This window comes from Bradyrhizobium sp. CB1717, assembly GCF_029714325.1.
In the GTDB taxonomy this organism is placed as follows: Bacteria; Pseudomonadota; Alphaproteobacteria; order Rhizobiales; family Xanthobacteraceae; genus Bradyrhizobium.
Genome location: NZ_CP121666.1, coordinates 6,711,990 through 6,731,314, shown reverse-complemented (window position 1 = coordinate 6,731,314; position 19,325 = coordinate 6,711,990). Strand labels below are relative to the sequence as shown.

Annotated in this window: 19 protein-coding genes; 4 read left to right on the top strand and 15 right to left on the bottom strand. The window is 65.1% G+C overall.

Annotation, left to right across the window (positions count from 1 at the left end):
- Window positions 1–94: 94 nt before the first annotated feature.
- From QA649_RS31540 to QA649_RS31520, 5 genes are all read right to left on the bottom strand, one after another.
- Window positions 95–751, bottom strand: a complete 657-nt coding sequence (locus tag QA649_RS31540; RefSeq protein WP_283020615.1) for a pyroglutamyl-peptidase I — start codon at window positions 749–751, stop codon at window positions 95–97.
- Window positions 748–1,737: a methylmalonyl Co-A mutase-associated GTPase MeaB gene (meaB, locus tag QA649_RS31535; RefSeq protein ID WP_283020614.1), complete on the bottom strand. Its 990-nt coding sequence runs from the start codon at window positions 1,735–1,737 to the stop codon at window positions 748–750. The genes QA649_RS31540 and meaB overlap by 4 nt, the downstream gene beginning before the upstream one ends.
- A 51-nt stretch (window positions 1,738–1,788) precedes the next feature.
- On the bottom strand, window positions 1,789–3,300 hold the full coding sequence (locus QA649_RS31530) for a tripartite tricarboxylate transporter permease (RefSeq protein ID WP_283020613.1): 1,512 nt from the start codon (window positions 3,298–3,300) through the stop codon (window positions 1,789–1,791).
- A gap of 4 nt (window positions 3,301–3,304) precedes the next feature.
- On the bottom strand, window positions 3,305–3,808 hold the full coding sequence (locus tag QA649_RS31525; protein WP_283020612.1) for a tripartite tricarboxylate transporter TctB family protein: 504 nt from the start codon (window positions 3,806–3,808) through the stop codon (window positions 3,305–3,307).
- Between the two features lie 174 nt (window positions 3,809–3,982).
- Window positions 3,983–4,975 (bottom strand): tripartite tricarboxylate transporter substrate binding protein, encoded by a 993-nt coding sequence (locus QA649_RS31520; protein WP_018647964.1) that lies wholly within the window; start codon window positions 4,973–4,975, stop codon window positions 3,983–3,985.
- A gap of 214 nt (window positions 4,976–5,189) precedes the next feature.
- On the opposite strand from QA649_RS31520, the gene QA649_RS31515 reads away from it, so the two are divergent.
- On the top strand, window positions 5,190–5,669 hold the full coding sequence (locus tag QA649_RS31515; RefSeq protein WP_283020611.1) for an SRPBCC family protein: 480 nt from the start codon (window positions 5,190–5,192) through the stop codon (window positions 5,667–5,669).
- Between the two features lie 7 nt (window positions 5,670–5,676).
- Here QA649_RS31515 and QA649_RS31510 read toward each other — a convergent pair whose 3' ends face one another.
- From QA649_RS31510 to QA649_RS31465, 10 genes are all read right to left on the bottom strand, one after another.
- Window positions 5,677–6,426 carry an RsiV family protein gene (locus tag QA649_RS31510; RefSeq protein ID WP_283026148.1) on the bottom strand — a complete coding sequence of 250 codons (750 nt, stop codon included), beginning with the start codon at window positions 6,424–6,426 and terminating at the stop codon, window positions 5,677–5,679.
- 52 nt (window positions 6,427–6,478) lie between these two features.
- The gene (locus tag QA649_RS31505) at window positions 6,479–6,775 is read right to left on the bottom strand and encodes a nucleotidyltransferase domain-containing protein (protein ID WP_212343779.1); all 297 of its coding nucleotides are present in this window, start codon (window positions 6,773–6,775) and stop codon (window positions 6,479–6,481) included.
- A 36-nt stretch (window positions 6,776–6,811) separates the two neighbouring features.
- The gene (scpA, locus tag QA649_RS31500) at window positions 6,812–8,968 is read right to left on the bottom strand and encodes a methylmalonyl-CoA mutase (RefSeq protein ID WP_283026147.1); all 2,157 of its coding nucleotides are present in this window, start codon (window positions 8,966–8,968) and stop codon (window positions 6,812–6,814) included.
- Between the two features lie 23 nt (window positions 8,969–8,991).
- Window positions 8,992–9,456 (bottom strand): GFA family protein, encoded by a 465-nt coding sequence (locus QA649_RS31495; RefSeq protein ID WP_018647959.1) that lies wholly within the window; start codon window positions 9,454–9,456, stop codon window positions 8,992–8,994.
- Window positions 9,453–11,324 (bottom strand): methylmalonyl-CoA mutase subunit beta, encoded by a 1,872-nt coding sequence (locus tag QA649_RS31490; protein ID WP_283020610.1) that lies wholly within the window; start codon window positions 11,322–11,324, stop codon window positions 9,453–9,455. The genes QA649_RS31495 and QA649_RS31490 overlap by 4 nt, the downstream gene beginning before the upstream one ends.
- A gap of 81 nt (window positions 11,325–11,405) precedes the next feature.
- Window positions 11,406–11,897, bottom strand: a complete 492-nt coding sequence (folK, locus tag QA649_RS31485; RefSeq protein ID WP_283020609.1) for a 2-amino-4-hydroxy-6-hydroxymethyldihydropteridine diphosphokinase — start codon at window positions 11,895–11,897, stop codon at window positions 11,406–11,408.
- Window positions 11,897–12,265 (bottom strand): dihydroneopterin aldolase, encoded by a 369-nt coding sequence (gene folB / locus QA649_RS31480; RefSeq protein WP_018647956.1) that lies wholly within the window; start codon window positions 12,263–12,265, stop codon window positions 11,897–11,899. The genes folK and folB overlap by 1 nt, the downstream gene beginning before the upstream one ends.
- Entirely contained in the window at window positions 12,262–13,122 is an 861-nt protein-coding gene (gene folP / locus QA649_RS31475; protein ID WP_283020608.1) for a dihydropteroate synthase, read from the bottom strand. The genes folB and folP overlap by 4 nt, the downstream gene beginning before the upstream one ends.
- Window positions 13,123–13,359: 237 nt before the next feature.
- Window positions 13,360–13,767: a DUF4332 domain-containing protein gene (locus tag QA649_RS31470; RefSeq protein ID WP_283020607.1), complete on the bottom strand. Its 408-nt coding sequence runs from the start codon at window positions 13,765–13,767 to the stop codon at window positions 13,360–13,362.
- Between the two features lie 24 nt (window positions 13,768–13,791).
- Window positions 13,792–14,157, bottom strand: coding sequence for a DUF2267 domain-containing protein (locus tag QA649_RS31465; protein WP_283020606.1), 366 nt, complete (start codon window positions 14,155–14,157; stop codon window positions 13,792–13,794).
- A 349-nt stretch (window positions 14,158–14,506) separates the two neighbouring features.
- On the opposite strand from QA649_RS31465, the gene QA649_RS31460 reads away from it, so the two are divergent.
- The 3 genes from QA649_RS31460 to QA649_RS31450 all read left to right on the top strand — a co-directional run bounded on the left by QA649_RS31460 (window position 14,507) and on the right by QA649_RS31450 (window position 19,022).
- The gene (locus QA649_RS31460) at window positions 14,507–16,129 is read left to right on the top strand and encodes a helicase HerA-like domain-containing protein (protein WP_283020605.1); all 1,623 of its coding nucleotides are present in this window, start codon (window positions 14,507–14,509) and stop codon (window positions 16,127–16,129) included.
- Between the two features lie 133 nt (window positions 16,130–16,262).
- The gene (locus QA649_RS31455) at window positions 16,263–17,603 is read left to right on the top strand and encodes a glycosyltransferase family 87 protein (RefSeq protein WP_283020604.1); all 1,341 of its coding nucleotides are present in this window, start codon (window positions 16,263–16,265) and stop codon (window positions 17,601–17,603) included.
- A gap of 24 nt (window positions 17,604–17,627) precedes the next feature.
- Window positions 17,628–19,022: a M20/M25/M40 family metallo-hydrolase gene (locus QA649_RS31450; protein ID WP_283020603.1), complete on the top strand. Its 1,395-nt coding sequence runs from the start codon at window positions 17,628–17,630 to the stop codon at window positions 19,020–19,022.
- The last annotated feature ends 303 nt before the right edge of the window (window positions 19,023–19,325 follow it).

Here is a 19,325-nt window from a genome sequence, read left to right as displayed (position 1 = left end):
ACGCAGCCGTAGGGTGGGCAAAGCGCAGCGTGCCCACCATTTTCACCATCGATGCGGAAGCATGGTGGGCACGGCGCTACGCGCCTTTGCCACCCTACGAAACCGGCGTGTTCCGCGCCTTCCTTGCCAATCCCACCATCTCCATCAGCATCGCTTCCCCCGCATCCACCAGCTCGTCCAGCGTGATGCGCGGCGCACCCTTGCGCCGCACCGCGCCGCTGCGTGCCAGCAGGGGAATATGGATGAACGCCGCAAGCTTCGGTCCGCCCGCCCTGACGTTCTCGATCGCGCGCCAGCTCAGATAGTTGCAGAGATAGGCGCCGGCATCGCGCGAGGCGCGCGCGTCGATGCCGGTGAGGCGCGCGGCGCGCAGCAGCCGTGCCGTGTGCGGGCCGAACATCATCGCGTCGGAATGGCCGGCGATGCCGCGCTTGCTGGAGCGGGTGTTGGCGGCATCGGGCCAGAGCATGGTGACCGCGTTGCGCGCCCGGGTCTCGATGCGCAGGTACGGCGTGCGGGCGGCGAGACCGAACATCAGGAGCGCGTCGGGCATTTGCGCGGCGAGCACCTCGGGCAATTGCCGGTCGACCGCAGCATAGGTGACGGGGAAGATGTGGCTGGCGATCGCGACATTATCGAGCGCCGGCCGGCGCAGTTGCGTCAGCCGTGCCACCAGCGGCTGGGTCGGATTATAGGAGGCGCCGGGAAACGGTCCGAACCCGGTGAGGAGAATGCGGAGCTTGTCGCTCATTGCAGCAACTCCAGGATCTGCTCGGCGGCGAGCCCCGGCGTGAGATGGCCTTCGGCGACTTCGGCCTCGATCTTGCGAACCTTGGTCCGCACCGAGGCCTCGCTGCGCAGCCGCGCCAGCATGCGCTGCTCCAGCATCGACCACATCCACTTCACCTGCTGCTCGCGCCGCCGCGCGGCGAAATCGCCGGACGCATTCATCGCCTTGCGGTGATCCAGAACCTTCTGCCAGATCTTTGCGATACCGTCGCCGGTCAGGGCCGAATAGGTCTCGACCGGCGGATGCCAATGCTCGGATCGCGGCGCCAAGATATGCAGCGCGCCGCGATAATCGGCAGCGGTGATCTTGGCGCGCTTGAGGTTGTCGCCGTCGGCCTTGTTGATCGCGATCATGTCGGCGAGCTCGACCAGGCCCTTTTTGATGCCCTGCAGCTCGTCGCCACCGCCCGGCAGCATGAGTGCGAGGAAGAAATCGGTCATGTCGCAGACCGCGGTCTCGGACTGGCCGATGCCGACGGTCTCGACCAGCACGACGCCGAAGCCGGCCGCCTCGCACAAGAGCATCGCCTCGCGCGTCTTGGCGGCGACGCCGCCGAGCGTGCCCGAGGACGGCGAGGGGCGAATGAAGGCGTCGGCGGAGGCCGCGAGGCGCGCCATCCGTGTCTTGTCGCCGAGGATCGAGCCACCGCTGCGCGCCGAGGACGGATCGACCGCGAGCACCGCGACCTTGTGGCCCTGTTCGATCAGATAGGTCCCGAGCGCATCGATGGTGGTGGATTTGCCGACGCCGGGCGAGCCGGTGATGCCGACGCGAAACGCCTTGCCGGTGTCCGGCAGAAGCTTCTGCACCAGCTCCCGCGCCAGCGCCTGATGGTCGGCGCGCCGGCTCTCCACCAGCGTGATGGCCCGCGCGAGCGCCGCGCGGCTGCCGGCGCGCAGGTCGCGGGCGAGGGTTTTGATGTCGAGCGAGGCCTTCTTCTCAGTCATGCCCTGCTTTACAACGCCGAGGGGAGGCAGGCGAGGGCCGCCCGCCCGATATCACCGGGATGTCGCCGCGGCCGTCTGCATCGGTTTCACCTTCCGCCACACCCACACCATCACCGGCCAGAGCAGGGCGCCGATCGCCATGGCGGCGAGGATGGCGGCGACCGGGCGCTCGAAGAACGGCAGGATGCTGCCGTCGGACTTGATCAGCGAGGTCACGAAGGCCTGCTCGACCATGGTGCCCATGACGATGCCGAGCACCATCGCGGCGACGGGATAGCCGTTCGCCTCCATGACGTAGCCGATCACCCCGAAGGCGGCGACCGTGACGACGCCGAACATGTTGTTGCCGATCGCGAACGAGCCGACCGCGCAGCACAGCATGATGATCGGCATCACGGTCGAGCGCGGCGCCAGCAGGATGTAGGCGGCGACGCGGATCATCGCGATGCCGAGCGGGATCATCAGGATGTTCGCGATGATGAACATGAGGTAGATCGCGTACATGCTCGACGCCTTCTCGGTGAACAGCGTCGGGCCCGGATTGAGGCCCTTCATGTAGAGCACGCCGATCGCGATCGCGGCGATGGTGTCGCCGGGGATGCCGAACAGCAGCGAGGGTACCCAGCCGGAGGCGATGCTGGCATTGTTGCTGGCGCCGGCCTCGACCAGGCCCTCGACATGGCCGGTGCCGAACTTTTCCTTCTCCTTGGAGAAGCGCTTCGACATCGCGTAGGAGACCCAGGCCGCCATGTCGGCGCCGGCGCCGGGCAGCACGCCGATGATGATGCCGACGATGTTCCCGCGCGTCATCTGCCAGTGATACTTCTTCGTCAGCAACCACTGGCCGGCCATGATGCTTCCGAATTTTCGGCGCGGCAGCGGCGGTGGTTCCGGCGTCAGCATCGCGCGCATCACCTGCGCCACCGCGAACACGCCGACGAGGGCCGGGATCGGCTCGATGCCGCCGAACAGGTCCGTAATGCCAAATGTGAAGCGCGGGATGCCGCCGGGATTCTCGATGCCGATGCAGGAGACGAGCAGGCCGATGAACATGCCGGCGATCGCCTTCACCGGCGAGGAGCGCGCCACCAGCGTGGCGCACATCAGGCCGAGCAGCGCCAGCCAGAAATATTCGAAGGTCGAGAACGACAGCGCGATCTCGGCGAGCGGCGGCGCCAGGATCATCAGCGACAGTACGCCGGCGATGCCGCCGACCGCGGAGAACCAGACGCCGGCACCGAGCGCAAGCTCGGCCTGGCCCTTGCGGGTCATGGCATAGGCCTCATCCGCATAGGCCGCGGAGGCTGGCGTGCCGGGAATGCGCAACAGCGCGCCGGGAATGTCGCCGGAGAAGATCGCCATCGAAGACGCCGCCACGATGGTCGCGATCGCCGCGATCGGCGACAGGTAGAAGGTGACGGGGACGAGCAGGGCGGTCGCCATCGTCGCCGACAGGCCCGGCAGCGAGCCGATGACGAGGCCGTACACGGAGGCTGCGAACATCGCGATGATGACCTCCCAGGTGGAGATCAGCGCGAAGGCATCAATCAGGGTCTTGAGCATGGGATTACCAGGGCGTCGGCAACAGGCCGGCGGGCAGCGGCACGCGCAATAGCTTGCCGAAGATGAGGTGGATGGCGAAGGGCGACAGCGCGGCGAGCGGCAGCGCCAGCTTCCACTTGGCGCCGAGCGCGGTCGAGGTGACGTAGACCATGATCGCCGCGGTGATGATGAAGCCGAGCCGGTCGGCGGCAAAGACGTAGAACAGCAGCAGCGCCGGCGGCAGCAAGGCGCGCAGGCCGTAGAGCTTGCCCTGGAGTTTTCCTTGCGGCGGCGGGGCAGCTGCCTGGCCGTCCTCGAACGGGATGAGCTCTTCCTCCTCTTCGAAGGAATGGCCGATGCCGAACACGATCGCGAGCCCGCACAGCGCGAGGCCCGTGCCGATCACCAGCGGAAACACGTTGGGGCCGACCGGCTGCCCCGGCACCGGCGGCAGGATGTAGCCGCCATAGGCGGCAGCCGCGCCGAGCACGACGAGAAACGATCCCGTGACGGAGTCGGGAAGACGCATGGCGAGGGTCCTGTGGGCTTTCTTCTCCCTCCCCCCGTTCTTACGGGGAGAGGGGTGGGGTGAGGGGACTTTCCGCGCGAACGGTGAGAGCTGAACTCGTGGAGACTCCCCCTCACCCGGATCGCATCTGCGATGCGATCCGACCTCTCCCCGCAGGCGGGGAAAGGTGAACAATCACGCCTTGCTCAGGCCGGCCGCCTTCATCGCCTCGCCCATCTGGGCATCGCCCTTGTCCATGAAGCCGGCGAAATGGGCCGCATCGCCCCACACGGTGCCGAAGCCGCGATTGCTCATGAAGTCCTTGAACTCGGCGGAGTCGTAGACCTTTTTCAGCGCCGCGGTGAGCTTGGTGGCGATCTCCGGCGGCAGGTTCTTCGGCGCGCCGATGCCGCGCCAGGCCCCGGTGGCGTAGTCGATGCCCATCGCCTCCTTCAGCGTCGGCACGTCCTTGAAGATCGGGTTGCGCGCGGGCGCCATGATGGCGAGGCTCCTGGCCTTGCCGGCCTCGATGATGGCGCGCGCTTCCGGCACCGAGCAGGTGGTGAGGTCGAGGCCGCCGGCGGCGAGATCCTGCATCGCAGGAGCCGCGCCGTTCGAGGGCACCCAGGCGACCTGGTTGGCGGGCAGGCCCATGGCCTGCATCCAGCCGACCAGCGCCAGGTGCCAGATGCCGCCCTGACCGGTGCCCGAAGCCTTGAACTTGCCGGGAGGCGCCGCCTTGATCGCCTCCGCGAGCTCCTTCACCGTCTTGTAGGGCGAGGAGGAGGAGACCTGGATGCCGGGCGGATCCTCATTCATCAGCGCCAGCGGCGTGTAGCTCTTCGGCGTCAGCTCGGTGAGGCCCTGCCAATGCATCATCGAGATTTCGACGGTGAGCATGCCGATGGTGTAGCCGTCGGGCTGCGCGGTCGCGATCGCGCTGTGGCCGACCACGCCGGAGCCGCCGGTGCGGTTGACCACGTTGAAGGGCTGGCCGAGGTCCTTTTCCAGCAGAGCTGCGACAATGCGCGCCGTCGCATCGGTACCGCCGCCCGCGCCCCAGGGCACGATCACGGTGACCGGCCGGGCCGGATAGGCTTGCGCGAGTGCGGGCTTGAAGCCGAATGCGGCGGATGCCGCAACGGCGGCGGTCGAAGCCGCAAACGTGCGGCGCGAAATCTTGGACATGAATGCCTCCCAGCGGCGCCCGTAACACCGGGCGCTCTTGTCAATGGCGGCATTCTAGTCGGCTTTGCAGCGAGGCTGCAAGGTAGCGCTACCAGTGAGACCAATGTGCTGTGCGAAACCCGGATGCCCGCCGGCTGAGCAGTCGGAAATCGGGTGGGTTTACCCGCGCGGATCGCGATCAATGGGCGCATCACCGAACCAAGGGCAACCTCCGATGACCCAAGCCTATTACAGCGCCGTGCTGGACCATCCACTGGACACCGTCTGGTCGCTGATCCGCGATTTCAACAACTATCCCGCTTATATCGACGGGGTGAGCGAGAGCGTGATCGAAGACGACAAGCGCGGCGATGAAGTCGGCGCCATCAGACGCTTCTGTTATCTTGGAAACTGGATTCGCCAGCGCCTGGTCGAACACTCGGACCGGCAGCACATCCTGACCTATGCCGGTCTGGAAGCGCTGCCGTATCCGCAAGACGACGGGAGTCGGAGCGCGGCGCCGACGCGCTACCAGGGCACGATGCATCTGCGCCCGATCATCGAGGGCGACCGCACCCTCATCGAATGGTCGGTCGCCCTCGATACCGAACCTACGGACGCCGATCGCTGGCAGGCCCTGTTTGCCTCCTGGATCCCTGATTGGACGAATTCACTCGCGCGGACACTGGCTCGGGTCCGCCCGCAACACGATTAGCGCCCGTTCACTGCGCCTCCGCGTCACCTTTGGGTCGCGCGCCGCCGAAGAGGCGCGCGCCTTCCGCGGTGAGGTAAGGCTTCAGCGTCTCCCACGGCACGAACGCGACATATTCGCCCTCGGCGTAGGGGCCGACCGCGTAAGGCGGATAGTGGAAGGTGAGCCCGGAGCTCTTGCCTGCTTCGGTTGACGGGGCGAGCGTCACCGCACCGATCTTGAGCAGGGTCGGCTCGACGCCCTTGAACCACTCCTCCGTCGCGGTCTCGCTGGTATCGCGCTTCTTCTTCTCTGCCTTGAGCGAGGCGATCACGGCCTTGACCAGCGCCTTCATGGTGGGACCGCCATCGGCGGTCTCGGTGAAGAACGGGCGGATCGAGATGCGCTTGTTCACCGTCTTGTCCCACAGGATCGTGTTCACGTCCGAATTGGGGTGGGCGCCGTGGGTGTCCATGTAGTCGTTGCGCAAGACGCTGACATAGCGGTCGGCCACGACGGAACGAATGCTGTATTTGCGCTCGAAATCCCAGCCGCCGTCCTTGAAGAATTGCGGGTCCTGCTTGCGCGCGGCGGCGGCTTCCGCTGCGTTCTTGTCGAGCCACTTCTTGCCCTCGGTCAGGCAATCCGCGGCCAGCGCCGCATCCGCCTTGATCTTCTCGTCAAGGAAGATTCGCGCCTCGATGCTCTTGGTCTTGACGACGGCGTCGGGCTTGGGGTCGGCTGCGAAAGCCGTTGTTGCGCACGTTGCGATAAGCGCCATCGCAACGCTCAAGCTGGTGATGAATTTCAAGGGAAGTGTTCCTGCGTGGGCGTCAGAATATTTCGAAAATGTCGCCCGCAATGCGCTCCACAAAGCGAGGTGAAATGGAGTGCCGGACGGTCGCCTGCGTCTGCAAGCCAGTCGCATCCTCGATGATCTGCTCGACATCGATCAGGTTGAGCAGCGAGAAAGATGTCTCCGGTTCGACCTCGACAAGGACGTCGATGTCATCGTCCGGGCGGTAATCCTCATTGGCGCGCAAACCCAATACGGCAAGCTTTGACACGCCCTTGCCTTTGATGGCATCGGCGTTCTTGCGTATCGCAGCGACGATCTCGTCACGTGTCATGATACAATCTGGCCAGTTACGCGGCCAGTCTAGCATTTACTCCGCCGCCTCGCTATGGCCGAGCCGGGCATTCAGCTTGCGGATCAGCTCCTCGGCTGCATCCGCGATCACCGTGCCCGGCGGGAAGATCGCTTCGGCGCCGGCCGCATAGAGCGCATCGTAATCCTGCGGCGGCACCACGCCGCCGACGATGATCATGATGTCGTCGCGGCCCTGCTTCTTCAGCGCGGCCTTCAATTCGGGCACGGCTGTGAGGTGGGCGGCGGCCAGCGAGGAGACGCCGAGGATGTGCACGTCGTTCTCGACCGCCTGGCGCGCGGCCTCGTCGGCGGTTGCGAACAGCGGCCCGATGTCGACGTCGAAGCCGATATCGGCAAACGCCGAGGCGATCACCTTCTGGCCGCGGTCGTGGCCGTCCTGGCCGATCTTGGCGACCAGGATGCGGGGGCGGCGGCCCTCGGCCTCCTCGAAGGCGTCGATCAGCGCCTGAACCTTCTCGACCTGGTTGCCCATGCTGGACGCCTCCCGCTTGTAGACGCCGGTGATGGATTTGATCTCGGCGCGGTGGCGGCCGAACACTTTCTCCATTGCGTCAGAGATTTCGCCGACGGTTGCCTTGGCGCGCGCTGCGTCGATGGCGAGCGCGAGCAAATTGCCGTTGCCTTCGCCGGCCGACCGCGTCAGTGCGGCGAGCGCGGCATCGACGTCCTTCTGGCTGCGCTCGGACTTCAACCGCGTCAGCTTGTCGATCTGCAAGCGCCGAACGTTGGTGTTGTCGACCTTCAAAATCTCGATCGGGACTTCGTCGGTCGGCTTGTACTTGTTGACGCCGATCACCGCCTGCTTGCCGGCATCGATGCGGGCCTGGGTCTTGGCCGAGGCCTCCTCGATGCGCAGCTTGGGCACGCCGGCCTCGATCGCCTTCGCCATGCCGCCGAGCTCCTCGACCTCCTGGATGTGGCCCCACGCCTTGGCCGCGAGATCGCGCGTGAGCCGCTCGACGTAATACGAGCCGCCCCAGGGATCGATGATGCGGGTGGTGCCGCTCTCCTGCTGCAGGAACAGCTGAGTGTTGCGGGCGATGCGCGCAGAGAAATCGGTCGGCAGCGCCAGCGCCTCGTCGAGCGCGTTGGTGTGCAGCGACTGGGTGTGGCCTTGCGTCGCCGCCATCGCCTCCACGGTCGTGCGCATCACGTTGTTGAAGACGTCCTGCGCGGTCAGCGACCAGCCCGAGGTCTGGCTGTGCGTGCGCAGCGACAGCGAGCGCGGATCCCTAGGATTGAACGGCTTCAGCAGCTTCGCCCAGAGCAGCCGTGCCGCGCGCAGTTTGGCGACTTCCATGAAGAAGTTCATGCCGATCGCCCAGAAGAACGACAGCCGCGGTGCGAAACGGTCGACATCTAAGCCCGCGGCGAGACCGGCGCGAAGATATTCGACGCCGTCGGCGAGCGTATAAGCAAGCTCGAGATCCTGCGTCGCGCCGGCTTCCTGCATGTGATAGCCGGAGATCGAGATCGAATTGTATTTCGGCATCTTTTGCGAGGTATAGGCGAAGATGTCCGAGATGATCCGCATCGAAGGCGCGGGCGGATAGATATAGGTGTTGCGCACCATGAACTCTTTCAGAATGTCGTTCTGAATGGTGCCTGAGAGCTTCTCCGGCGGCACGCCCTGTTCCTCGGCGGCGGCGACGTAGAGCGCGAGGATCGGCAGCACCGCGCCGTTCATGGTCATGGACACGCTCATCTGGTCGAGCGGAATCCCCGCGAACAGCGTGCGCATGTCGTAGATGGAATCGATGGCCACGCCGGCCATGCCGACGTCGCCGCCGACGCGCGGATGGTCGCTGTCATAGCCGCGATGGGTGGCGAGATCGAAGGCGACCGAGAGGCCTTTCTGTCCTGCAGCCAGGTTGCGGCGGTAGAACGCGTTGGAATCCTCCGCCGTGGAGAAGCCGGCATATTGCCTGACGGTCCAGGGCTGGTTGACATACATGGTCGGGTAGGGGCCGCGCAGATAGGGCGCGATGCCCGGATAGGTCTCGAGGAAATCGAGCCCGGCGAGATCGGCCTCGCTATAGGCGGGCTTCACCAGAATGCCCTCGGGCGTCAGCCACGGCTCGGCGCTGCCTGACGGCGCGGCGGTGGCGCTACGCTCGAAGGCGACATCGGCGAAATTGGGAATGCGGCTCATGGCTTCAACCATATCATAGGCGCTCAATCATGATCCGGATGCTGATGGCTGACGATGGTCGCCATCTTCTCCGGTCCGTAATTCTGCTGCGTGGTCTGGCTCGGCAGGTTGGCGATGCCGACCACCCAGCCGAGGCGGGATTCGGTGCCATATTGCCGTGTCGGCACCACGTGGTCCGGCCGGTCGAAGGCGCCGGTCATGATCTCGATGCGCGGGCCATCGATGCGGCGGAAGCTCAGGGGCGTGCCGCAGGCGGCGCAGAAATCGCGCATCGCGATCGACGAGGATTGGAACGCCGATGGCGTGCCTTTGGTCCAGGCAAAGTCCGTCTTCTCGATGTCGGCGAAGGAGGCAAAGGGCGCGCCGCTGGCCTTCTGGCACATCCGGCAGTGGCAGATCGAAATCTTGTTCGGCGACGCCGTCAGCGCAAAGCGCACCGCGCCGCATTGGCAACCACCGGTGAGAACGGGTTTGCTGGTCTCGGTCATGCCATTTCCATCCGTCGATAGGCGTCTTGCAGCGTTGCAACCGCATCACCCCCGGCGAAGACAAAACCCGTGACGCCGGCGGCCCGTAAGCCCGCCTCGGCATCAGTCGGGCGGCCTGCCAGATAGATATGTCGCCCGCCGGCCGATTGCAGGGCCTTCGCCGCAGCTTCGGCGTGTTCCGCATAGACCTTGTCGCTGGAACAAAGGCAGGCAAGCGCAGCGCCGGAGGCCTTGAAGGCGGCGGCCAGCTTGGCCGGATCGGCAAAACCCTCGCTCTCGACGGATTGGATGCCGCCGGCCTCGAAGAAGCTTTTCGCAAAGGTCGCGCGCGCCGTGAAATCGGCGGGCGTGCCGAGATTAGCCAAAAACACCTTTGGCCGCGCCCCCTGCGCCTTCAGCGCTGCATCGGATTTGTCGCGCAGCGCCTCGAACGGCGCCGCCAGCCGGATCGGCGGCAGCGCATCGAACTTGTATTTCTGTTCCCCGTAAGGCGCGAGCGTAACAGGCGTTGCCTTCAGCACCGCGGTTTCGCTCTCCTGCAAGTTCGGAAACTCGCTGGCGCCGGTCAGAACGTCGCGGCGCTTGGCGATGTTGGCATCGCGCGCCTTTCGTGCGGCCGCGACCTTGCTCTGGAACAGGCCCTGCTGGAGCGCGGCGAAGGCGCCGCCGGCTTTTTCGCTCTCCTGGAACAGCGCCCAGGCCGCTTCGCACAGCTGCGCCGTCAGCGTCTCGATGCCGCCGGCGCCGGCCGCGGGATCGCTGACCTTGGCGAGATTGCTCTCCTCCAGCAGCAGGAGTTGCGTGTTGCGCGCAACGCGGCGCGCGAACGGATCGGGCAGCCCGAGTGCCAGCGTGTGCGGCAGCACGGTGATCGCATTGGCGCCGGCGAGTCCCGCCGCGAACGTCGCCATGGTCGCGCGCAGCATGTTCACGTAGGGGTCGCGCTGCGTCAGCATGCGCCAGGCCGTATCCGTGGCAATGAACAGCGGCTTTGGCGTCAGCCCGCACGCGGTCTCGATGCGCGCCCACAACAGCCGCAGCGCGCGGAATTTTGCCATGGTCAGGAACTGGTCGGCATCCGCGGCAAGCCGCGCATAGATCATGCCCTGCGCCTGCTCGAGCGGGACACCGGCAGCTTCGATCGCGCGCAGATAAGCAACCCCGCAGGCGAGCACGAAAGCGAGCTCCTGCACTTCCGATCCGCCGGCATCGTGGATCACGCGTCCGTCGGCGGATGCGAATGGCCCCTTGAAGCCGAGCCCGGCGAAGCCCTTGACGGCACCGGTGACGGCGGGAACGATCTCCTCCCACGTATAAGGGCTGTGGCCCCACACCGCGCCGGCCGCGAGCGGGTCGAGGCCGAAGCGGATGTTGCAGGCCGCGGGATCGAGACCAGCGCTCTTCACATATTCCGCGACATGGATCGCGGCCATCCGCGATTGCGGACCAATCTCAAGCTCGATGCCGATGCCGGCATCGAGATGGACATCCTTCAAGACCTTTGCGACCGCATCGGCCGTCGGTTCCAGGCCGAAACCATGGGCGCCGTTGGCGCCGGCGAACACCAGCGCGAGCCCGGTGGCGCCGTTCTCCAGATCCTGCAAGGCCTGCGCATTCGCGAGCGCCGCGTCGGGATGGTCGATCCGCTGCACGATCTGCCAAGGCGCTGCCGCCGGCCGGCCCACCACGGGCGCCACACCCCTGGCGCGCGGATAGAGCGGATCGATCTTGATTCCGTCATAGGTCCTGCCGACCAGCTTCTCGAACGGCGCGCCCTTCAGCACGCCGTCGACCAGCTTGCGCCAGTCTTCGACGGTGGCCTTGGGAAAATCCGCCGCCAGCGGCAGGTCGTCAGTCACGGAGGTCATGCGGCGAGGGGCTCCCGAAAATCTTGTTATTCGCAGGCGAAATTGCCACGGCGGATCGTCCCTGCAAACGGTTGTTTTTGGTTAACCGGTATCCGGAAGCCGCTCAATGCCTTGCGTCGAGACGCTGGCAAGCCCGTCACGCACACGAATGCCCGAGATCACGCGGTCCGGCGCGATTTCGGCCAGCGGCACCAGCACGAAGGCGCGCTCGAACAGGCGTGGATGCGGCAGCGTCAGGTCGGGCTTCTGCAAGGACATATCGTCGTAGGCGATCATGTCGAGATCGAGCGTACGCGGGCCCCAGCGTCGTTCCTTGTCCCGCGTGCGGCCGAATTTCTGCTCGACCTTCTGCAGCACGAACAACAGCGCATGCGGATCGAGGCTGGTCTCGATCTCGACGCAGGCATTGATGAAGGGGGCCTGGTCCTCGTCGCCCCAGGGCGGCGTCGCATAGTCCGAAGAGCGCGCGATCACCGCAGCTTGCGCCATGCCGCAGATGTGCGCGATCGCCTTTTGGAACGTCGCGCGGACATCGCCGACATTGCCGCCGAGTGCGATCAGCACGCTTGCCATCAGGGATGCCGCGAGCGCGTCAGCATGATGCCGACGTCATCGAAGATCGCCGCGATCGGCGCGTGCGGCTTGTGTACGGTGATCTTCACCGCACGGATGCGCGGGAAGTGCGACAGGATGGCATCCGCAACCGCGCCGGCCGCGCCTTCCAGCAGCTTGTAATTGGTGTTCTTGAACGCCGCCGTCGTGGTCGACACGACTTCGGCGTAGGACACCGTGTCGGCGAGCCGGTCGGTGCGCGCAGGCTCGGACAGGTCGGTGTAGAGTTCGAGATCGATGACGAAGCGCTGGCCGACTTCGGTTTCGTGATCCATCACGCCATGGCGGGCATGGATCGACAGGCCGGTCACGAAGATCGTATCGGTCATTGCTTGCTCTCGATTGCGTGTGCCACCCGCAGGGCCTGCAAGGTCTCGGCGACATCGTGGGTCCGGATGATTTTGGCGCCGCGCTGCGCGGCGATCAGGTGCGCGGCGATCGAGCCGGGGAGGCGCTCTTTCGGCTCCGACGGCGACACCGAGGCGATGAAGCGCTTTCGCGAGGCACCGACCAGGATCGGCAGGCCGAACCTGTCGAGCTCGCGCAGCCGGGCGAGCGCGATCATGCTCTGCTCGGCGGTCTTGCCAAAGCCGATGCCGGGATCAAGCACGATGCTCTCGCGCGCGATGCCGGCTTTTGCGGCGATGTCCAGCGAGCGCAGGAAGAATGCCTTCATGTCCGCGACGATGTCGATGGCGGGATCGACGCTGTCGCGGTTGTGCATGACGATGACGGGGACGCCTTTTGCGGCGATCAGCGGCGCCATGTCGGCGTCGCGTTGCAGGCCCCAGACGTCGTTGGCGATCACCGCGCCCTGGTCGAGCGCGAATTTCACCACCTCCGCCTTCATGCTGTCGATCGACACGGGCACGCCGAGCGCGACGACGCCTGGCAGCACCGGTTTCAGCCGGGCAAGCTCGTCCTCGGCCGTGACGGCCTTGGCGCCGGTGTAGGGCCGGGTGGATTCGGCGCCGATATCGATGATGTCGACGCCAGCCTCGATCATCGCCCGCGCCCGCACGAGTGCCTGCTCGGGCGCGATGAACTGGCCGCCGTCGGAGAAGGAATCCGGCGTGACGTTGAGCACGCCCATCACCGCCGGGATCGGCCGGCCCACGAGCGTCCGCAGCGCATCAAGCCCGGCCGAGCCGGCCGGCGGGACGGATGGGGAGGGCGAGGCATTCATGCGCGTGGCATTGCGCTGTCGGGAAGGGGGAGTCAAGCCGGGATTGGGAGCGATTCGCGGCCATTCCGATGCGCACAGACGGCCGAGAGGAAGCGACGTTCTCGCCCACACTCCGTCATTGCGAGCGCAGCGAAGCAATCCAGGCCGTTACTGCGGAAAGATTCTGGATTGCTTCGCTGCGCTCGCAATGACGATCTGGGAGCAGTGGTACCCCACCTCTCCAGCTTGATCCGCAGCCTAATACGTGATCTTCGGCGACAGCTTCTTGGCCTTGGCGATGATGTCGCCGACCGACTTCTCCGATGGCAGGATGCGGACGAGCTTCTTCTTCTCGTTGGCCTCGCGCATGCTTTGCGCGAGCCTTGCCGGATTTCGATAGGAAAGCTCGCGCACGGTGGTGACGCCGGCGGCGCGGACCAGGCCGACCTTGGCCCGGCCCATGCCGGGGATACGCATGTAGTCGGAGACGTTGGCCCATTCCAGCAGCAGCTGCTCGCTGATGCCGGTCTTGGCGGACAGCGCCTTGCGGCCCTTCACGGTCGATGCGGCCTCGAGCAGCGCGGCGGTGGTGCGGATGCCCTGCGCCTTCAGCTTGTTGGCGGCAAAGGAGGGCAGGCCCTCAATCTCGGAGATCGGATATGTCATGATGCTCGATATGAAAAGCGTCGCTCAGGCGAACTGGCTGAGGCCCGGCGTCCCCGCGATGATCTTGCCCATCTGATCCGCTCCGATTTTGTCTCGGCCGTAGCGGAAAAGTTCACGGGCAATGGACTGAATCTCGGACATGCCGAGGCCCAGCCCCATCAGGCGCGTGCCGACGGCCATCAGGCCGCCGCCCATCAGCCGCGACAGTCCGCCGCCGCTTCTGGAGGCCTCGATCGCCGCTTCCGCTCCGGGAATCTCATTGATCAGGGCTTCGACGTTCTCGGAAGGGCCTTCGTTGCGGAGAAAGCCCAGGATAATGCCGACGGTCTTTTCGGCGACAGCACTATCTATGCTGGCGTTTGCCGCCAGCCGTCCGATCAGCTCGTCCATATGGCCTGCCCCTCAGCCGGTTCACATGCCGGAGTATTGTTTTCGAAAATGATCTTGAGCCGGTGCGATGTGAAATACAAGCGATGAACGCGACCAACGATCCGATTCACTCCCGAACGCGTGAAAAGTGTTGCAGCGATGCAAGAGCGGAGATGGAATCAGCAAGAAATTACCGCGGTGCGAACGCCTCGTTCCAACTTTCGGCTGATGTCGCCCGCTAGTTTCCGACAATGTCGCATGCTCAGGCCGCGTTGAACGGTTTTAATCGGCGCGCGACATGCGTTAAACTAGGGAACTGGCGGATTTGGGTTTCGATACGCGAAACACCGCAGAGAGATCAGAGAGAATAATGACGGCACAGGACAGCAAGCTCGGCGACACTGACGACAAGATCTTCGTCGGCAAGGGAGACGAGCAGGCATGGCTGACGCTGGCGCTCGCCAATCGCCATGGCCTTGTCACCGGCGCAACCGGAACCGGCAAGACGGTGTCGCTGCAGGTCATGGCGGAAGGATTTGCGCGCGCCGGTGTCCCGGTCTTCGCGGCCGACATCAAGGGCGACCTCTCCGGCATCTCCGAGGTCGGCGAGGCCAAGGACTTCATCGTCAAGCGCGCCTCCGAGATGGGGCTGAAATTCCAGCCCGATCAGTTCTCGACGGTGTTCTGGGACGTGTTCGGCGAGCAGGGCCACCCGGTGCGGGCGACCGTCACCGAGATGGGGCCGCTCCTGCTCGCGCGCATGCTCGACCTCAACGATGTGCAGGAAGGCGTGCTCAACGTCGCCTTCCGCGTCGCCGACGACAATGGGCTGACCCTCATCGACATGAAGGATCTGCGCGCGCTGCTCGATGCCATCGTGCCCGATAGCGGGAAGAAGGGGGCGGATGCCGAGGAGAGCCCGCTCGCCGACATCAAGAAGGAGGCGCAGGGCTTCGGCAACGTCACCAAGGCGACCGTCGGCACCATTCAGCGCCAGCTCCTGGTGCTGGAGAACCAGGGCGCCACCAAGTTCTTCGGTGAGCCGGCGCTGGCGCTGAAGGATTTCATGAAGACCGATCGCGACGGTCGCGGCATGGTCAACATCCTGGTCGCCGACAAGCTGCTGCAGAGCCCGCGGCTTTACGCGACATTCCTGTTGTGGATGCTGTCGGAGCTGTTCGAGGAGCTGCCCGAGGCCGGCGACCTGCCGAAGCCGAAGCTGGTGTTCTTCTTCGACGAGGCGCATCTGTTGTTCAACGACGCGCCCAAGGCGCTGATGGACAAGATCGAGCAGGTGGTGCGCTTGATCCGCTCCAAGGGCGTCGGCGTCTACTTCGTGACGCAGAACCCGGTCGACGTGCCGGACCGCGTGCTCGGCCAGCTGGGTAACCGCGTGCAGCACGCGCTGCGCGCCTTCACCCCGCGCGACCAGAAGGCGGTCGCGGCGGCGGCCCAGACCTTCCGTCCCAACCCGAAGCTCGACACCGCCAAGGTGATCACGGAGCTCGGCAAGGGCGAGGCGCTGGTGTCCTTCCTCGAAGGCAACGGCACGCCGACCATGGTCGAGCGGGTGATGATCCGGCCGCCGTCGGCCCGGATCGGGCCGATCACGCCGGAAGAGCGCAAGGCGATCATGGATGCAAGCCCGGTGAAGGGCAAATATGACACCGCCGTCGATGCTGAATCTGCCTATGAGATGCTTCAGAAGCGCATCGCCGGCACCGCGGCCACGGCCGACGGTCCGGCCGGCGAAAGCGGTGGCGGCATCCTCGGCCAGATCGGCTCGATCGTCGGCACCATCTTCGGTACCAATGTCAAGCGCGGCCGCCTCTCGACCGGCCAGGTCATCGCGCGCGACGTGACGCGATCGGTGACGAACCAGGTGATCGGCGGGCTGGCCGCCAATGTCGGCAAGTCGATCGGCGGCCAGGTCGGCGGCTCGATCGGCCGCACCCTGGTCCGCGGTGCGCTCGGCGGGTTGCTGCGGAGATAGGCAAGAAGCCCGATTAGAAGCCATTCGCGGTCGAGCGCGGTCGCTTCACGGCGAGCACAATTTCAGGTGAGGGGGCTCTCCAAGCCTTCCGCGGTCTGCTTCGTCCTATGCCTTCGCCGGACCGGACCGTAGTGTGACCTTGACCGACCCATTCCCCAAGCCTGATGCGCCGAGACGCCTGTCGCTGCGTGCGCCGCTGGACCTGCTTTTCCTACTCTGCTGTGTCATCCTGACTGCCGACGTTCTCGTTCCGGAGATCTTCGGCCACGGCAAGACCAAGGACTACGGGCTGTGGTACTGGGCCGGGCAGCAGGTTCTGCACGGCGGGCCGCTCTATCCCGCCGACATCCACTCGTATTTTGAATTCATCTATCCGCCGCTTCCCGCGATCCTGCTCGCGATCCCTAGCTGGTTCGGCAAGATCCCGCTCTACATCGTGCTGTCGATCCTGAATGCGCTGGCGTGGTGGTACACCGGGACATTGTCCCAAGCGATGACCGGCTCGGGCCGCACGGCTGGCCCTTGGCTCGAGGCACTGCCGGCTTTCGTTACGGTGACCTTCGTGTTCGACATGTTCGACCTCGGTCAGCCGAACCTTCTGCTGCTGGCGATGATGCTCTACGGTTTCTGGAGCCTGCAGCATCAGCGAGCGTGGCTCGCAGGCTTCATGTTCGCGCTCGCCACCGCCATCAAGGTGTTTCCGATCGCGGTGCTGCCCTATCTGATGTGGCGGAGGAAGTGGGCCGCCGTCGCCGCGACGGTCGCCTTCACCGGCATCCTTCTCTATGTCGTGCCGGCCCCGATCCGCGGTTTCGAGAGCAACGCGGCCGAACTCAAGACCTGGTATCAAGGCATGGTCGGGTCGAGCTCGGAAAAGGGCTTTGGCCAGCGCGACGAGCAGAACTGGTCGTGGGTCAACCAGTCGCTCATTGCCATGACGCATCGCCTGGTCCGCCCGATCAACTATAATCAGGAGGATCCGAACAAGCCGCCGCGCACGATGAATGTCATCGACGTTGATTACAAAACGGCGAACTTGATCGTGCTGGCTGTCTCAGCCCTGCTCGGGCTCGGCTTCGTTGCGGTCATGCCGCCGCGACGACGGCGAACGGCGCGCTCGGATGCCGAGGAGCTCGGCATCCTGTTCTGCCTGATGACGGTGGCTTCGCCGCTGGCGCGGCAATACTACTTCATGTGGCTGTTCTTCCCGATGACGGTGTTGATGCATCGTGCCGCCTTCGACGTGCGGGCGAATGTGCGGCTGGGAACCTGGCTCGCGCTGGGCGCGGCCGGCACCCTCATGCTGCTGGCGCTGCCGTGGTTTCCCAATGTCATCCAGGCCTGGGGCAACAACCTCGCCGCCACGGCCATTCTTGCCGGGAGCCTCGCATGGCACATGCGGCATCCGCCCGTTGCCGCTGGCTCCGAGCCTGCGACGGGGCTAAAACCCAACAATCTTGAGAAGCCGTCTTAAGACTCAATAGTCAGGAATCCGACCATGGCCAATGCGCAGCTTCAATCCGTGCTCGACCACATCGACAAGGATTTTGACAACAGCCTGGAGCGTCTGTTCTCGCTGTTGCGGATCAAGTCGATCTCCGCGGATCCGGCCTTTGCGGCCGATTGCAAGGCGGCGGCTGAGCATCTCGCCAAGGATATCGCCAGCCTCGGCGTCGCCACCGAAGTGCGCCCCACTGCCGGCCATCCCGCTATCGTCGGCAAGACCAAGGCGGGCGGACGGCCGCATGTGATCTTCTACGGCCATTACGATGTGCAGCCGGTCGATCCGGAAAATCTCTGGAACCGTCCGCCGTTCGAGCCCGTGGTCACCGACCACGCCGACGGCCGCAAGATCATCGTCGCGCGCGGCGCCGAGGACGACAAGGGCCAGGTCATGACCTTCGTCGAAGCCTGCCGCGCCTGGAAGAAGGTGACGGGATCGCTGCCGATCGACGTCACCTTCCTGATCGAAGGCGAGGAGGAGGTCGGCTCGAAGAATTTCGTGCCCTTCATCGAGGCCAACAAGGACGAGTTCAAGGCCGACTACGTGCTGGTCTGCGACACCGGAATGTGGGACCGCAACACGCCCGCGATCACGACCTCGCTACGCGGCCTGCTCTATGAAGAGCTGAAGATCACCGCCGCCAACCGCGATCTGCATTCCGGCGTGTTCGGCGGCAGCGCGATGAATCCGATCCGGGTGCTCACCAAGATTCTCGGCGGCCTGTTCGACGACGACAACCGCATCACCATTCCCGGCTTCTATGACGGGGTGAAGGATCTGCCGCCCGATATCCTGGAGCAGTGGAAGAAGCTCAACCTGACGCCGGAAATGTTCTTGAAGCCGATCGGGCTGTCGATCCCCGCCGGCGAGAAGGGCCGTCTGCTGATCGAGCAGGCCTCCTCGCGTCCGACCTGCGACGTCAACGGCATCTGGGGCGGCTATATCGGCGAGGGCTCCAAGACGGTGATCCCCTCGCATGCTTCCGCCAAGGTCTCGTTCCGCCTGGTCGAGGGGCAGGATCCCGCAAAGATCCGCAAGGCCTTCCGCGACTACGTGACGGCGCGCCTTCCCGGCGACTGCAAGGTCGAGTTCGGCGACCACTCCGCCGCGCCCGCGGTTGCGCTCGACTGGAACATGAAGCCGCTCGCCGCCGCCAGCAAGGCGCTCAGCGAGGAATGGGGCAAGGAGACCGTGCTGATGGGCTCGGGCGCCTCGATCCCGATCGTCGCCGACTTCAAGCGTACGCTTGGCCTCGACTCGCTGCTGGTCGGCTTCGGCCTCGACGACGACAACATCCACTCGCCGAACGAGAAGTACGACCTCCGCAGCTTCCAGAAGGGCATCCGCTCCTGGGCTCGCATTCTCGCAGCGTTGGCGGAGGTGAAATAACGCACGGTGCCGTAGGGTGGGCAAAGCGCAGCGTGCCCACCACTTCCCAAATGAGTTGCAAGATCGTGGGCACGGCGCTGCGCGCCTTTGCCCACCCTACGAGACCTGTCCTCGTCATTGCGAGCGAAGCGAAGCAATCCAGAAATGTATCCGCGGAAACAGTCTGGATTGCTTCGTCGCTTCGCTCCTCGCAATGACGAACGTGGCGACCGCCGCCAAATAAAAACGCCGCCCGGAATTGGGCGGCGTTTCATTCCAAAAGGCGTAGAGGTTCGTTGAGCGCTACCCTACACCAAATCCGGA

Excerpts from the sequence above, each read along its gene's own strand:
- QA649_RS31460 (WP_283020605.1), top strand. The coding sequence starts at position 14,507 with ATGACGGCACAGGACAGCAAGCTCGGCGACACTGACGACAAGATCTTC.
- QA649_RS31490 (WP_283020610.1), bottom strand. The coding sequence starts at position 11,324 with ATGACCTCCGTGACTGACGACCTGCCGCTGGCGGCGGATTTTCCCAAG.
- folP (WP_283020608.1), bottom strand. The coding sequence starts at position 13,122 with ATGAATGCCTCGCCCTCCCCATCCGTCCCGCCGGCCGGCTCGGCCGGG.
- QA649_RS31515 (WP_283020611.1), top strand. The coding sequence starts at position 5,190 with ATGACCCAAGCCTATTACAGCGCCGTGCTGGACCATCCACTGGACACC.
- folB (WP_018647956.1), bottom strand. The coding sequence starts at position 12,265 with ATGACCGATACGATCTTCGTGACCGGCCTGTCGATCCATGCCCGCCAT.
- QA649_RS31450 (WP_283020603.1), top strand. The coding sequence starts at position 17,628 with ATGGCCAATGCGCAGCTTCAATCCGTGCTCGACCACATCGACAAGGAT.
- QA649_RS31540 (WP_283020615.1), bottom strand. The coding sequence starts at position 751 with ATGAGCGACAAGCTCCGCATTCTCCTCACCGGGTTCGGACCGTTTCCC.
- QA649_RS31465 (WP_283020606.1), bottom strand. The coding sequence starts at position 14,157 with ATGGACGAGCTGATCGGACGGCTGGCGGCAAACGCCAGCATAGATAGT.
- meaB (WP_283020614.1), bottom strand. The coding sequence starts at position 1,737 with ATGACTGAGAAGAAGGCCTCGCTCGACATCAAAACCCTCGCCCGCGAC.
- QA649_RS31525 (WP_283020612.1), bottom strand. The coding sequence starts at position 3,808 with ATGCGTCTTCCCGACTCCGTCACGGGATCGTTTCTCGTCGTGCTCGGC.
- QA649_RS31505 (WP_212343779.1), bottom strand. The coding sequence starts at position 6,775 with ATGACACGTGACGAGATCGTCGCTGCGATACGCAAGAACGCCGATGCC.
- QA649_RS31495 (WP_018647959.1), bottom strand. The coding sequence starts at position 9,456 with ATGACCGAGACCAGCAAACCCGTTCTCACCGGTGGTTGCCAATGCGGC.
- QA649_RS31530 (WP_283020613.1), bottom strand. The coding sequence starts at position 3,300 with ATGCTCAAGACCCTGATTGATGCCTTCGCGCTGATCTCCACCTGGGAG.
- scpA (WP_283026147.1), bottom strand. The coding sequence starts at position 8,968 with ATGAGCCGCATTCCCAATTTCGCCGATGTCGCCTTCGAGCGTAGCGCC.
- QA649_RS31470 (WP_283020607.1), bottom strand. The coding sequence starts at position 13,767 with ATGACATATCCGATCTCCGAGATTGAGGGCCTGCCCTCCTTTGCCGCC.
- QA649_RS31520 (WP_018647964.1), bottom strand. The coding sequence starts at position 4,975 with ATGTCCAAGATTTCGCGCCGCACGTTTGCGGCTTCGACCGCCGCCGTT.
- QA649_RS31510 (WP_283026148.1), bottom strand. The coding sequence starts at position 6,426 with ATGGCGCTTATCGCAACGTGCGCAACAACGGCTTTCGCAGCCGACCCC.
- folK (WP_283020609.1), bottom strand. The coding sequence starts at position 11,897 with ATGGCAAGCGTGCTGATCGCACTCGGCGGCAATGTCGGCGATGTCCGC.